This window comes from Roseococcus pinisoli (assembly GCF_018413645.1).
Lineage (GTDB): Bacteria > Pseudomonadota > Alphaproteobacteria > Acetobacterales > Acetobacteraceae > Roseococcus > Roseococcus pinisoli.
This window is the reverse complement of record NZ_JAHCDA010000001.1, coordinates 451,288-463,994: the sequence shown is the minus strand read 5'-3', so window position 1 is coordinate 463,994 and position 12,707 is coordinate 451,288. Positions and strand designations below refer to the sequence as shown.

The following is a 12,707-nucleotide window of genomic DNA, read 5'->3' as shown; positions in this document are numbered from 1 at the left end:
CTGGGTGGGTCTGGACCCGCCGTGACAATAGGCGCCGCCTCGCCTTGCGTCATCCCATGAGGCGGAGATAGACCCGTGGAATGGATTCCACCGCCCTGCTCGAGCTCGCCGTGGGCCTCGCCCGCGATGCCGGCGGGGCGATCGAGGCCGTACGGCGCGCCGGCTTCGCCATCGAGCGCAAGGGCGATGCGAGCCCCGTGACGGCGGCTGACCGCCTTGCCGAGGGCATCATCACCGAGGGGCTGCTGAAGGCCCGGCCGGACTGGCTCGTGGTCGGCGAGGAGGCCTGCTCCGAGCACGGCATGCCCGCGCCCGAGGAGACCTTCTGGCTGGTCGATCCGCTGGACGGCACGCGTGAATTCGCCGCGGGCCGGGACGAATACGTCACCTGCATCGCGCTGATCCGGGCAGGGCGCCCGGTGCTGGGCGTGATCGGCGTGCCTTCGAACGGCGACGTCTATGCCGGCATCGTGGGCTCGGGAGAGAAGGGGCTGGCCTGGGTCGAGCGCGGCGGCGCGCGGCACCCGATTACCGCGCGGCTCCCGCCGACGGAAGGGCTGCAGCTGCTGGACAGCCGCTCGCATCGCGACGACGAGGCGACGCAGGCCTTCTGCCGGGACCTCATCATCGCGGGCACCACGCGGCTGGGCTCGGCGCTGAAATTCGCCTGGATGGCCGAGGGGCGGGCGGATGTGATGCCGCGCCTCAACTCCGGCATCATGGAATGGGACACGGCGGCGGGGCAGGCCCTGCTGGAGGCGGCCGGCGGCCGGGTGGTGGACGCGGCGGGTGCGCCCCTGACCTACGGCAAGCCCGGCTACCGCAATCCGGGCTTCGTGGCCTGGGGGGCGATGCCGCCGGCATGACCATGCTGCTGGACGATCCGCAGGATGCCGCCGCCCTGCTGCGGGCCGGCGAGCTGGTCGCCTTCGCCACCGAGACGGTCTACGGCCTCGGCGCCGATGCCCGGAACGGCGAGGCCGTGGCCGGGATCTTCGAGGCCAAGGGCCGGCCGCACTTCAATCCGCTGATCTGCCACTTCCCCGATGCCGAGTCGGCCTGGGCCGAGGTATGCCCGGACGAGCGCGCCCTCGCGCTGGCTGCGGCCTTCTGGCCCGGGCCGCTGACGCTGGTCCTGCCGCGCCGGCCCGAGTCGCGCGTGGCGCTGCTGACCGGCGCCGGGCTCGACACGCTGGCGGTCCGCGTTCCCGCCCATCCGGGCGCGCTCGCCGTGCTGCGGGCGGCGGGCACACCGGTGGCTGCGCCCTCGGCCAATCGCTCGGGCCGGGTGAGCCCGACCACCTCCGCCCATGTGATGGAGGAGCTCTCCGGCCGGATCGCTGCCGTCTTGGAGGGGGGCGACTGCGCGGTCGGCGTCGAATCGACCGTGCTGGACCTCTCGGCCGGCGAAGCGGTGCTGCTGCGCCCGGGGGGCGTGCCGGTCGAAGCCATCGAGGCTCTGATCGGGCCGGTGGGGCGGGGGCTGCCGATCGCGGAGGCGGCCGGACACGCCCTGCGCAGCCCGGGGATGATGCAGTCGCATTACGCGCCCTCGCTGCCGCTGCGGCTGGACGCGGCCGAGGTGGCGCCGGACGAGGCTTTGCTGGCCTTCGGGCCACCGCTGCCGGGTGCGGGAAAGGTCTACCAGCTCTCGGAAGGGCGGGACCTGCGCGAGGCGGCGTCGCGCCTGTTCTCGGGGCTCAGGGCGCTGGACGGCTCCGGTGCGCGCGGCATCGCCGCGATGCCCATCCCCGCCGAAGGCCTGGGTGCCGCGATCCGCGACCGGCTCGCCCGCGCGGCGGCGCCGAGGGACTGAGTGGCAGCCCCGTCGGGGGCGATCCGCAACTAGCGGTTGATGACCCGGTAATGTTCCTGCTGTTCGCCGGTGCAGTCCCGCTTGAGCGGGCGCAGCCGCTCCGAATTATGGGGGTGGCCGATGCGGTTCTGGAGCGCGATGGCTTCGTCGATCGACTGGTTGAAGCCCTCGCAGCCCTCAAGGCGATTGATCACCCGCGGCTCGCTGGCCGACTGATAATAGGTGTTTCCTGCATGCTGCACCTGCGTGCGCTGCCACCAGCTCGCCGCGGCGAAGATGCCGGTGGCGAAGATCACGAAGAGGACGAGGGTGACCAAAAATCGTCCTGGCGCCATGGCCGTGCCTCAATCCAAGGATGTTCACTCTTTTTTTAGCAATTCCGGGGTGGGGCGCAATCATTCAATTGCGCTGTCAGGAATTCTTGCCCGGGGGGCGACGGGAGGATGGAGTGATCCCCGCGCCCGGCTATAACCCCCCGATGCCTGACGACCTCCGCTCCCCCGGCCCGCTCGATGCCTTCCGCCGGATCCTGGGCCCCAACGGAATTCTCACCGCGGAATCCGACCTGGAGCCTTACCTCGCCGACTGGCGCGGCCTCTACCGCGGCCGGGCCATGGCGCTGCTGCGCCCCGCCAGCACGGAGGAGGTCTCCGCCTGCGTGCGCCTTTGCGCCGAGCAGGGCATCACGATCATCCCGCAGGGTGGCAACACCTCGATGGTCGGCGGCGCCACGCCCGAGGCCAAGCCCAACCAAGTCATCCTCAGCCTCGCCCGCATGAACCGCGTGCGCGAGATCGACACGGCCGACATGACCATGACGGTCGAGGCCGGGCTGATCCTTCAGAAGGCGCAGCAGGTCGCGGCCGACCACGGCACGCTCTTCCCGCTCAGCCTGGGCGCCGAGGGCTCGGCCATGATCGGCGGGCTGCTCTCCACCAATGCCGGCGGCAACACCACCGTCCGCTACGGCAATGCGCGGGAGCTGATGCTGGGCCTCGAGGTCGTGCTGCCGGATGGCGGCGTCATCAACGGGCTGCGCCGCCTGCGCAAGGACAATACCGGCTACGCGCTGCGCCACCTCTTCGTGGGCGCCGAGGGAACGCTCGGCATCATCACGGCGGCGGTGCTGCGCCTCTTCCCGGCGGCCAAGGAAACCGCGACCGCGCTTTGCGCCGTGCCTTCCGAGGATGCCGCGCTGGCCCTGTTCCGCCGCTTCCGCGCGGCCGACGAGGGCGCGGTGCGGGCCTTCGAATACATGTCCGGCATCGGCATGGGCCTGGTGATGGACAATATCGAGGGCGCGACCCTGCCCGTGGCCCCTGGCTTCGAGCATTTCGTGCTGGTTGACCTCTCCGCTTCGCGTGAGGGCGCGGGCCTGCGCAACCTGCTGGAGCAGGTGCTGGAAGCCGCGATGGAGGCCGGCGAGGTGCTGGATGCCGCTCTCGCCGAATCCGAGGCTCAGCGCGCCGCCATCTGGCGCCTGCGCGAGGAGCATCCCGAGGCGCAGAAGCGCGCCGGCGCCAGCGTGAAGAACGATGTCTCCGTGCCGGTCTCCTCGGTGCCGGAGCTGATCCGGCGCTCCTCGGCCGAGCTGGTGAAGCTCATTCCCGGCAGCCGGCCGGTGCCCTTCGGCCATATGGGCGACGGCAATATCCACATGAACCTGGAGCAGCCGCCGGAAATGCCGGCAGCCGATTTCCTGGCCCGCGCGCACGACATCATGGATTGCGTGAACGCGATCGTCCGCGAGCTCGGCGGCAGCTTCAGTGCCGAGCACGGCGTGGGCCGCCTCAAGACCGACATGATGGAAGCCTGGCGCGGTGGCGCCGAGCTCGCCGCCATGCAGGCGATCAAGGCCGCGCTCGACCCCAAGGGCATCATGAATCCCGGCAAGGTCCTGCCCTGATGGCCGGCCGCCGGCCCGCATGAAACGGATCGACATCTACATCATGCGGCAGCTCGGGCTGTCGCTGATCGCCGTGACGACCGGGCTGGCCGCGCTGGTCTGGCTGACCCAGTCGCTTCGTTTCATCGAGCTGGTGCTGGACCGCGGCCTGTCCATCTGGGTCTTCCTCGAGCTCACGGGCCTGCTGCTGCCGAGCTTCTTCGGCGTGATCCTGCCCATCACGGCCTTCGTCGTGACGCTCTTCACCTATGTCCGCCTCTCCTCGGACCGAGAACTCGTGGTGATGCGCGCGGCGGGGCTCTCGAACTGGCAGCTGGCGAAGCCGGCGCTGGGCGTGGCGGCCATGGCCATGTCGATCTGCTTCGTCCTCAATCTCTGGATCACGCCCGCCTCGCACGAGGCCTTCCGTGAGTGGCAGTTCGAGATCCGGAACCAGATGGCGGGCCTGCTGCTGCAGGAGGGCGTGTTCAGCTCCGTGGGCGACGACCTGACCGTCTATGCGCGCGACCGGGATTCCTCCGGTATGCTGAAGGGGATCATGGTGCATGACGCGCGGGAGCGCGGTGCGCCGGTGACCATCCTCGCCGAGACGGGGCGCATCACCTCCACGCCGCAGGGGCCGCGCGTCACCCTATTCAACGGCCAGCGGCAGCAGGTGGAGCGCGTGGTGCAGCCTGACGGCACGACGGTGATGCGCCTCTCGGTCCTCTCTTTCCAGGAGAACAGCGTGGACCTGGCGCGCGCCAATCGCGCCGAGGGGCAGCGCTTCCGCAACGCGCAGGAGCGCAGCCTGAGCGAGTTGTTCAATCCCGAGGAAGGCGTCTCGATCCGCGATCGCGGCCGCTTCCTGGCGGAGGCGCATCAGCGCCTGAGTGGCCCCATCACCGCGGTCAGCTTCTCGCTGCTGGCCCTGGCGGTCGCCCTGACGGGCCAGTTCCGGCGCTTCGGCGGCGGTTTCCATCTTTTCGCCGGCTGCATCCTCATGGTGGGGCTGCTGGCCCTGGGCCTCGGCATCGGGAATGTCGCGGCACGCCAGTCCGCGCTGCTGCCGCTCATCTGGGTGCAGGCCTTGCTGCCCGGGCTGATCTCGGCCTGGGCACTCTCGGGCCTGCCCGGGGCACCGGCCGCCATCAGGAGTTATGCGCGATGATCCTCGCGCGGACCCTCACCTTCTATGTCGGTCGCCGCTTCCTGACGGCGACGGCGGCCATGCTGGTGGCGCTGACCCTGCTGGTCTCGATGTTCGACTTCATCGAGCTGCTGCGCCGCGCCGCCACCCGGCCGGACGCGACCTTCGGCCTCGTCGCCTCCATCGCCGGGCTGCGCATGCCCTTCGTCGGCATGCAGATCATGCCCTTCGCCATCCTGCTGGGCGGGATCCTGGCCTTCTGGCGCCTCACCCGCTCCTCGGAGCTCATCGTGGCGCGCGCCGCCGGGGTGTCGGCCTGGGGCTTCCTTCTCGGCCCGATGGCCGTGGCGATGCTCTTCGGCGCCGTGGGGATCATGGCGGTCTCGCCCATCTCCTCCGCCATGCTGGCGCGGGCGGAGCGGCTGGATGCCTCCTTCCTGCGTGCCGGCGGCGGCGTCACGGCGCTGGCGGGGGGCAGGCTCTGGCTCCGCCAGGGCGATCGCGGGCTTGATCCCAATGGCGTGGCCATCCTCTCCGGGCGGCCGGCGCGCCTGCTGGGTACGGACCGGACGGCGGCCTTCGTCCTGACGGATGTGAGCGTCTGGCGCCTGACGGCCAACGATCAGAGCCTCGGCCGCATCGAGGCCCCGGAGGCCCGGCTGGCGCCCGGTCGCTGGGTCCTGCGGGACGCGGTGGTCTTCGGGGCGGATCGCACGCCGCGGCCCGCCGCCACCATCGAATTGCCGACCGACCTCACGCCCGACCGCATCGAGGACAGCTTCGCCTCGCCCGACACGCTCTCCTTCTGGGCGCTGCCGGGCTTCATCGCGGTGCTGGAGCATGCGGGATTCTCGGCGCTGCGGCACCGGCTGCAGTTCCAGTCCATGCTCAGCACGCCCGCTCTGGCCATGACCATGGCCCTGCTCGCGGCCGGATTCTCCATGCGCAACACGCGGCGCGGCGGCGTGGCGCAGAGCATCGCCGCCGGCGTGGCCGCGGGCTTCGGCCTCTTTGTGCTGGACCGCATCACGGGCGAGTTCGGCGAGGCCGGGACGCTGCCCGTCTGGCTGGCGGCCTGGGTGCCGACCATCGCCGGTTTGCTTCTGGCTCTGGCTTTGTTGCTCCATCTGGAGGATGGGTAGGCCTATGCCGCGTCTGCCTCCCGCCCGCTGCCCCAGCCTGACCCGTAGCGCGCGCCGCCGCCTCCGGCGCCGTGACGCGTTGCGTCTCGGGCTCCGCCCCTCCCGCCGGGCCTGGAGGGATGCGACCTTCGTGGCCGGGCTGCTGGCGGCCCTGGCCATGCCGACCGGCTCGCGGGCGCAGCAGGGCACGTCCCCGCTCTTCGCCGATCCGCAGCCCATGGGCGACACGCTGCGCGACCTGGTCCAGCCTTCGCCCCCCACGGGTGGGGCCGCACCCGCGACGGCGCCCGCTCCTTCGACGGCGCCCGCGCCCGCGCCCGCGCCCGGCGCCGCCACCGGAACCGCCGCCGCTCCCCCCGTTGTGGGCCGGGCAGCCGGTGACGACGGGCCGGTCACCTTCACGGCGGACGAGGTCGAATACGACCGCGATCGCGCCCGCGTGGTCGCCCGGGGCCATGTCGAGGCCTGGCAGAACGGTCGCTTCCTGCGGGCGGACAGCTTCACCTACGACCGCAACACCCGCGTCGCGGTGGTGCAGGGCAATGTCCAGATCATCGAGGCCGACGGCCAGGTCTTCTACGCCGACGAGGCCGAGCTCGGCGAAGGCTTCCGCGACGGCGTGCTGACCGAGGTCCGCGCGCGTCTCGCGCAGAACGCCCGTATGGCCGGCAACGGTGCGCGGCGGACGGACGGCACGATCAACGACCTCAGTCGCGTCGTCTATTCGTCCTGCAACCTCTGCGCCGAGGATCCCACGCGCGCGCCGCTCTGGACCATGAGCGCGCGCATGGCGACGCAGGACCGCAACACGCAGCGCATTTCCTATCGTGATGCCACGATCCGGATCGGCGGCGTCCCGGTGCTGTACACGCCGTTCTTCTCGCATCCCGACCCGCAGACGCCGCGCGCCTCGGGCTTCCTGTTCCCGACGCTCGGCTATACCCGGCTGCTCGGCGCTTTTGCGCAGACCCCGTATTTCTGGGCGATCGACGACCAGTCGGACCTGCTGATCACGCCGACCTTCGCGCAGAAGGTGTACCCCAATCTCGCGGGTGAGTACCGCCGGCTCTTCAACAGCGGCGAACTGCAGATCCAGGGCTCGATCGGTTATTTCGACAATGACGCCGCCCAGCGCCTGGGCGCCGGCGCCAATGAGCAGATCGACAGGCACCTCTCGGGCCATATCTTCTCGCGCGGGCGCTTCAATATCGACGAGAACTGGCGTGTCGGCTTCGACCTGAACCGCGCTTCCAGCGATTCCTACCTTCGCACCTTCCGCCTCGAATACCGGCGTGTCCTCACCAGCCAGGCCTATGCCGAGGGCTTCTGGGGCACCGAGAGCTACGCCCGCATCGACGCCCGCGCCTATCAGGGCTTGCGCAGCACCGACGACACGTCGCGCACGCCCTATGTCGCGCCGAACGCCATCTTCGAGCATGCGCCGCGCAAGCAGATTGCCGGCGGCTGGCTCACCACCGATGTCGGGCTGCTGGGCCTGACCCGCGAGATCGGCACCTTCAGCCAGCGGCTCTCGACCCGCGCGACCTGGGATCGTCCTTTCCAGGACGGCCAGGGCGGCATCTGGACGGTGCGGACCCAGGCCGACGTCCTTGGCTATTACGCCGGCGGCCAGGACATCTCGCCCACCAACCTGCCCGCGGCCAACGGCACCCACGTCAACGCCAATTTCCGTGCGGCGCTGGACTGGCGCATGCCCTTCATGCGTTCGGCGGGCGATTGGGGGACCCAGCTGATCGAGCCGCGGGTGCAGTTCGTGACTGGGCCGAACATGGGCCACCAGCTGCGCTTCCCGAACGAGGACAGCCTCGATTTCGAGTTCACCGACGCGAATATGTTCAACCTCAACCGCTTCAACGGCCGCGATCGGCTCGAGGGCGGCACGCGGGTGGACGCGGCGATGCGCGCCAGCTGGAACTTCGCGAATGGCGGCCGGGTCGAGGGCCTCGTGGGACGCTCCTACCGCATCGCCGGGACCAACAACCTGCCCCCTGGCCAGGGGCTGGACCAGCGCGCCTCCGACTGGGTGGGGCGGGCGACCTTCTCGCCGGTCTCCTGGGTCGAGATCCTGGGTCGCGCGCGGCTGGACAGCGAATCCGGCCAGCACCGCGCCAGCGAGGCCGTTGCCAGCCTTCAGCTTGGCCGGGTCGGCCCGCTCGACAACACCTATCTCAGCGCCGGCTACCTCTATCAGCGCCCGCAGCCCCTGCTCTTTGCGGGCGACCAGGGCCGCAACGAGGTCTCCTTCGGCGGCGGCGCCCAATATCGCACCGCCTCCGGCGCGGTGTACCGGGCCAGCGCCACCATGCGCTACGACCTGAAGCTGGAGCGGCCGGTCCTGGTCCAGGCCACGCTGGGCTACGAGGACGAATGCTTCATCCTGGAGGGGCGCCTGATGCGGCGCTACGCGCAGGACCTCGTCACGCATCAGGACTTCGTCGGCAACACCGTCTTCCTGGTTCGCGTGGGCTTCAAGACGGTCGGCGACTACTTCTTCCGGGCCATCTGATCGGGATGCAAGGCGCCCCGGCCCGTGGCCTCTCCCCATCCGCCGGTTGCCCCACGGGGATTCTGCCTTATGAGACATAGAATCATGCCCCGCACCACGCTCCTCGCCACCGTCCTGGCGCCGCTCCTGTGCCTCGCCGCCCTTCCGCAGGTGGCCCAGGCCCAGGCCCAGCGACGGCCCGCCGCCGCCGCCCCCTCGCCGGCGCAGCCAGGAAGCAACCGCATCCTCGCCGTGGTGAACGGGGACGTCGTCACCCAGGCGGAGATCTCCTCCCGCGCGCGGCTCTTCGCCCTGAACACCGGCGTGGCCCTTTCGCCCGAGGTGATCGACCGGCTCCGGCCCCAGGTCCTGCGCCTCGTGATCGACGAGAAGCTGCGCAACCAGGAGGTGACGCGGCGCCGGATTCCCGTCAGCGACAACGACATCGCCGAGACCATCGCCGATATCGAGCGGCGCAACGGCCTGCCCGCCGGCGCCCTCCGGGCCCAGCTGCGCGGCGCGAACATCCAGCCGCGCGTGCTCTTCGACCAGATCCGTGCCCAGATCGGCTGGGGCCGGATGCTGCGCCAGATGCTCGGCCCCCTGGCCGAGATCAGCGACCAGGACATCCAGGGCGCCATCGCCAACCATCGCGCACGCCAGGGCCAGACGGAGTTCCTCATCGGGGAGATCTTCATCCCTGTCGACGATCCCTCGACCGAGGCCGAGGTGAACCGCTTCACCGAGGAGGTGGTGGGCCAGCTGCGCCGTGGCTCGCCCTTCCAGGTCGTGGCCACGCAGTTCAGCCAGGCCCAGACGGCGGTCCAGGGCGGCGATCTGGGCTGGGTGACGACCGCGCAGCTCGACCCCGAGGTGGCGGCGATCGCCGACCGCATGCCCGTGGGCGCGATCAGCAACGCCATCCGCGTGGCCGGCGGCTTCCAGATCGTCACGCTGCGCGGCAAGCGCGAGAACGGGCGCATCCAGAACGCGACCATGCTCTCGGTCCGCCAGCTCTTCCTGCCCTTCGCCAGCCGCCTCGACCCGCAGGCGCCGACCGAGCAGCACCGCGCCATCCTCGAGCGCGCGCAGCGCCTGTCGCAGACGCTCCGCGGCTGCGAGCAGATGGACGCCCAGCCCCGCAGCGGCGACCGCCCGGCCGACCCCGGCCCGATCCGGCTCGAGACCCTGAGCCCGCCGCCGCTGCGCCAGATGCTGGCCTCGCTTCCCATCGGTCGCCCCAGTCAGCCGGTCATCTCGCCGGACGGGATCCTGCTGCTCATGGTCTGCTCGCGCGAGCAGGCGCAGCAGGAGGAGTTCACCGCCGATGCGGCCCGCCAGCAGATCCTGCGCGACCGCGTCGAGGTCCTGGCCCGCCAGCTCCAGCGCGAGCTGCGCCGGCGCGCCGTGATCGAGACGCGGAGCTGAGCCGGGCACGTGTCTGAGCTGACGCCGCTCGGCGAGGTCGTCGGGCGCTACGGGCTCGACGCGCGCAAGGCCCTGGGCCAGCATTTTCTCCTGGATGAGACGGTCTGCGCGCGCATCGCGCGCCTGCCCGGCGATCTCGAGGGGCGGCATGTCCTGGAGGTCGGTCCGGGGCCGGGCGGCCTGACCCGCGCATTGCTGGCCGCGCCCATCGCCCATCTCACCGCCGTCGAACTGGATGCGCGTGCCCTGGTGGCGCTGGCCGAGGTGGAGGCCGCCTTTCCGGGGCGCCTCACGGTCCTGCAACAGGATGCGATGACCTTCGACGGCACGACGCTGCCGACGCCGCGGCAGGTGGTTGCGAACCTGCCCTATAATGTCGGCACGCCGCTGCTGATCGGCTGGCTGCGCCAGGCCGGCGCCTGGGAGCGGATGACGCTCATGTTCCAGGAGGAGGTGGCGCTGCGGATCGTGGCGCCGCCGCGCACCGAGCATTACGGCCGCCTGGCGGTGCTGGCGCAGTGGGTGGCGCATTGCGCCATCGGGCTCCGCCTCCCGCCCGGCGCCTTCCGCCCGCCGCCCAAGGTGCATTCGGCCGTGGTGGTCGTGACCCCGCATGCCGAGCAGCCCGCGCCGGAGCTGTTCCGGGCCATGGAGCGCGTGACGGCCGCCGCCTTCGGGCAGCGTCGCAAGATGCTGCGCGGCTCCCTGAAGGCGCTGGGCTCCGCCGAGGCCCTGCTCGCCGCCTGCGGCATCGCGGGTGAGCGGCGGGCCGAGGAGCTCAGCGTGTCGGAGTTCGACGCCCTGGCGCGGGTGGTGGCGGAACGGCCCGCCTGAAATCGGGTGCCCCATGCTGGACGCCCCGGCGGCCTCGCCGCAGGATGGCGGAACGAAGCAAGGGGAAGAAACATCCATGAAGCGTCTGCAGATCGGCGACGTCGCCATCACGAGCATCATCGAGCGCGACGGTCCCTGGCGCCGGCCCGAGGACTTCTTCCTGAACTACGACAGCGCGGCCAAGGCCGCCGACATCGCGCAGCTGGAGCCCGAGGTCTTCGAGAAGTCCTCCGGCCGGATGGTCATCACCTACCAGACCTTCGTGGTGCGCACGCCCAAGCACGTCATCCTCGTCGACACCTGCACGGGCGAGGACAAGGGCTACGGCCCGCCGATGGATTTCCCGAAGCAGCCCTGGCTGGACAACCTGGCCGCGCAGGGCCTGACGGTCGAGGACGTGGACTACGTCTTCTGCACGCACCTGCACATCGACCATTGCGGCTGGAACACCAAGCTCGTGAACGGCGAATGGGTGCCGACCTTCCCGAAGGCCAAGTACATCTTCCACAAGGGCGAATATGCCGCCTGGGAGAAGCTGGCGAAGGAGGGCATCGACAAGCCCGGCGGCGCCGGCGGCGTCTGGAAGATGAATTGCGAGCCCATCGTGAAGGCCGGCCAGGCTCTTCTGGTGGATGAGAGCTTCACGCTGGACGACTGCATCAGCCTGATCCTGACGCCCGGCCATTCCCCCGGCCATGTCTGCGTCGACATCCGCAGCGGCGGCCAGCGCGCGATCGTGGCCGGCGACATGATGCATCACCAGCTGCAATGCATCGACCCGACCATGTCCACCATCTTCTGCTGGGACCCGAAGCAGGCCGGCGACAGCCGGAAGACGGTCTTCGAGGAGGTCGCGGACACCGACACGCTGATCCTGCCCATCCACTTCCCGAGCCCGACGGCAGGGCGCCTGAAGCGGGCGGAGCGGGGCTACGCCTGGGCGTTCAAGCGGGACTGACCTTGGCGGTCAGAGCGTCGGCAGGCGGATGAAGCCGGGCTCGTCCGGCGGCTCGGCAAAGGCCTCCTCGACGCTCGTGACCTGCGCGGCGGGAGGGCCGCGGCGGCAGGCGGTGAGCACCGCCTGAAGCGCGTCCCGCTCGCCGGAGAGCAGGGCCTCGACCGTGCCGTCCCGGCGATTGCGAACCCAGCCCGAGAGGCCGTTCCGCCTGGCCTCGTGCACCAGCCACTGGCGGTAGCCGACGCCATGGACCCGCCCGGCGATGCGGACGAGGGCGGCCATCAGGCGAGCGCGGCGAGGCGCGCGGCGACGGCGAGGTCGGCCGCCACCTTGTGCCGGCGGTCCTCCGCCTCCCAGTCGAGTCCCCAGCGCTCCTCCTGGTAGAGCTCGTCGAGGATCGAGAGGCGGTGCGCCTGCTCGCTGGTCAGGGCGCCGCGCTGCACGGCCATGCCCAGCACCAGGCTGCCCAGGGCCGGCACCAGCACGCCCAGTGCCGAGAGTCCGACGGGCGAGAGCTGGGCCACCGCATGGTGCACGGAAGCCATGGCGCCCTCGTCCTGCGGGATCGGCATGATGCCGATGGTCGTGGCGAGCTCCACGTCCAGCTCCCGCGCGGCCCAATCGAGCCAGGGGTCCCAGGCCTCGGCCTGCCGGGCAGCGAGGGCCTCGTCGACGGCGCGATAGCAGAGCAGCTCGGTCTCCGCGTATTTCGCGATGGCGGCGATGGTGGCCTCCGGCGCGGGGGCGATGCGCTCGGCGGCGGTGCCCGTCAGGCGGGTGAGGGGGAGCTCGTCCCAGGTCATCTCCCCGCCCTTCTTGCCGCCGGCCGCCTGCCATTCCTCCGCCAGCGCCTCGCCCAGCGCCCGCGTTCCGGCGTGGAGCTTGCCGCCGCCGGGGAGGCGCATGGGCCGCCCGTCGAGAAGAACGGTGAAGCCGCCTTCCTGCTCCACGCAGGCGGCCTGGTCCCAAAATCGCTTCATCAGTGCCT

12 protein-coding genes are annotated in these 12,707 nt (G+C 70.9%); 9 read left to right on the top strand and 3 right to left on the bottom strand.

The window, feature by feature from the left end; genetic code table 11:
• The first annotated feature begins 80 nt into the window (after nucleotides 1–80).
• Both KHU32_RS02170 and KHU32_RS02165 read left to right on the top strand, forming a co-directional pair.
• Complete coding sequence (locus KHU32_RS02170) at nucleotides 81–866, top strand: 3'(2'),5'-bisphosphate nucleotidase CysQ family protein (RefSeq protein WP_213668394.1); 786 nt, start codon at nucleotides 81–83, stop codon at nucleotides 864–866.
• Nucleotides 863–1,816: an L-threonylcarbamoyladenylate synthase gene (locus tag KHU32_RS02165; RefSeq protein WP_213668393.1), complete on the top strand. Its 954-nt coding sequence runs from the start codon at nucleotides 863–865 to the stop codon at nucleotides 1,814–1,816. The genes KHU32_RS02170 and KHU32_RS02165 overlap by 4 nt, the downstream gene beginning before the upstream one ends.
• A gap of 29 nt (nucleotides 1,817–1,845) precedes the next feature.
• Here the strand turns inward: KHU32_RS02165 and KHU32_RS02160 are convergent, their stop codons facing one another.
• Complete coding sequence (locus tag KHU32_RS02160; RefSeq protein WP_213668392.1) at nucleotides 1,846–2,133, bottom strand: hypothetical protein; 288 nt, start codon at nucleotides 2,131–2,133, stop codon at nucleotides 1,846–1,848.
• A gap of 161 nt (nucleotides 2,134–2,294) precedes the next feature.
• On the opposite strand from KHU32_RS02160, the gene KHU32_RS02155 reads away from it, so the two are divergent.
• The 7 genes from KHU32_RS02155 to KHU32_RS02125 all read left to right on the top strand — a co-directional run bounded on the left by KHU32_RS02155 (nucleotide 2,295) and on the right by KHU32_RS02125 (nucleotide 11,719).
• Nucleotides 2,295–3,722 (top strand): FAD-binding oxidoreductase, encoded by a 1,428-nt coding sequence (locus tag KHU32_RS02155; RefSeq protein ID WP_213668391.1) that lies wholly within the window; start codon nucleotides 2,295–2,297, stop codon nucleotides 3,720–3,722.
• 19 nt (nucleotides 3,723–3,741) lie between these two features.
• Nucleotides 3,742–4,872, top strand: a complete 1,131-nt coding sequence (gene lptF, locus KHU32_RS02150; RefSeq protein ID WP_213668390.1) for an LPS export ABC transporter permease LptF — start codon at nucleotides 3,742–3,744, stop codon at nucleotides 4,870–4,872.
• A complete protein-coding gene (gene lptG / locus KHU32_RS02145) occupies nucleotides 4,869–5,993 on the top strand; it encodes an LPS export ABC transporter permease LptG (protein ID WP_213668389.1) in 1,125 nt (374 codons plus the stop codon). Before lptF ends, lptG begins: the two co-directional genes overlap by 4 nt.
• A 4-nt stretch (nucleotides 5,994–5,997) precedes the next feature.
• Entirely contained in the window at nucleotides 5,998–8,520 is a 2,523-nt protein-coding gene (locus tag KHU32_RS02140; protein ID WP_249680502.1) for an LPS-assembly protein LptD, read from the top strand.
• Nucleotides 8,521–8,604: 84 nt separating this feature from the next.
• Nucleotides 8,605–9,927, top strand: a complete 1,323-nt coding sequence (locus KHU32_RS02135; RefSeq protein WP_249680497.1) for a peptidylprolyl isomerase — start codon at nucleotides 8,605–8,607, stop codon at nucleotides 9,925–9,927.
• Nucleotides 9,928–9,936: 9 nt separating this feature from the next.
• Entirely contained in the window at nucleotides 9,937–10,761 is an 825-nt protein-coding gene (gene rsmA, locus KHU32_RS02130; protein ID WP_213668387.1) for a 16S rRNA (adenine(1518)-N(6)/adenine(1519)-N(6))-dimethyltransferase RsmA, read from the top strand.
• Nucleotides 10,762–10,837: 76 nt separating this feature from the next.
• Nucleotides 10,838–11,719 (top strand): MBL fold metallo-hydrolase, encoded by an 882-nt coding sequence (locus tag KHU32_RS02125; RefSeq protein WP_213668386.1) that lies wholly within the window; start codon nucleotides 10,838–10,840, stop codon nucleotides 11,717–11,719.
• 9 nt (nucleotides 11,720–11,728) lie between these two features.
• Here the strand turns inward: KHU32_RS02125 and KHU32_RS02120 are convergent, their stop codons facing one another.
• Entirely contained in the window at nucleotides 11,729–12,004 is a 276-nt protein-coding gene (locus KHU32_RS02120; RefSeq protein ID WP_213669631.1) for an acylphosphatase, read from the bottom strand.
• Nucleotides 12,001–12,699 (bottom strand): ATP12 family chaperone protein, encoded by a 699-nt coding sequence (locus KHU32_RS02115; protein ID WP_213668385.1) that lies wholly within the window; start codon nucleotides 12,697–12,699, stop codon nucleotides 12,001–12,003. The genes KHU32_RS02120 and KHU32_RS02115 overlap by 4 nt, the downstream gene beginning before the upstream one ends.
• Nucleotides 12,700–12,707: the final 8 nt, after the last annotated feature.

Bases quoted from the DNA above. Each gene is read 5' to 3' on its own strand.
- KHU32_RS02170 (WP_213668394.1), top strand. From the start codon at position 81: ATGGATTCCACCGCCCTGCTCGAGCTCGCCGTGGGCCTCGCCCGCGAT.
- KHU32_RS02165 (WP_213668393.1), top strand. From the start codon at position 863: ATGACCATGCTGCTGGACGATCCGCAGGATGCCGCCGCCCTGCTGCGG.
- KHU32_RS02155 (WP_213668391.1), top strand. From the start codon at position 2,295: ATGCCTGACGACCTCCGCTCCCCCGGCCCGCTCGATGCCTTCCGCCGG.
- lptF (WP_213668390.1), top strand. From the start codon at position 3,742: ATGAAACGGATCGACATCTACATCATGCGGCAGCTCGGGCTGTCGCTG.
- lptG (WP_213668389.1), top strand. From the start codon at position 4,869: ATGATCCTCGCGCGGACCCTCACCTTCTATGTCGGTCGCCGCTTCCTG.
- KHU32_RS02140 (WP_249680502.1), top strand. From the start codon at position 5,998: ATGCCGCGTCTGCCTCCCGCCCGCTGCCCCAGCCTGACCCGTAGCGCG.
- KHU32_RS02135 (WP_249680497.1), top strand. From the start codon at position 8,605: ATGCCCCGCACCACGCTCCTCGCCACCGTCCTGGCGCCGCTCCTGTGC.
- KHU32_RS02125 (WP_213668386.1), top strand. From the start codon at position 10,838: ATGAAGCGTCTGCAGATCGGCGACGTCGCCATCACGAGCATCATCGAG.
- KHU32_RS02115 (WP_213668385.1), bottom strand. From the start codon at position 12,699: ATGAAGCGATTTTGGGACCAGGCCGCCTGCGTGGAGCAGGAAGGCGGC.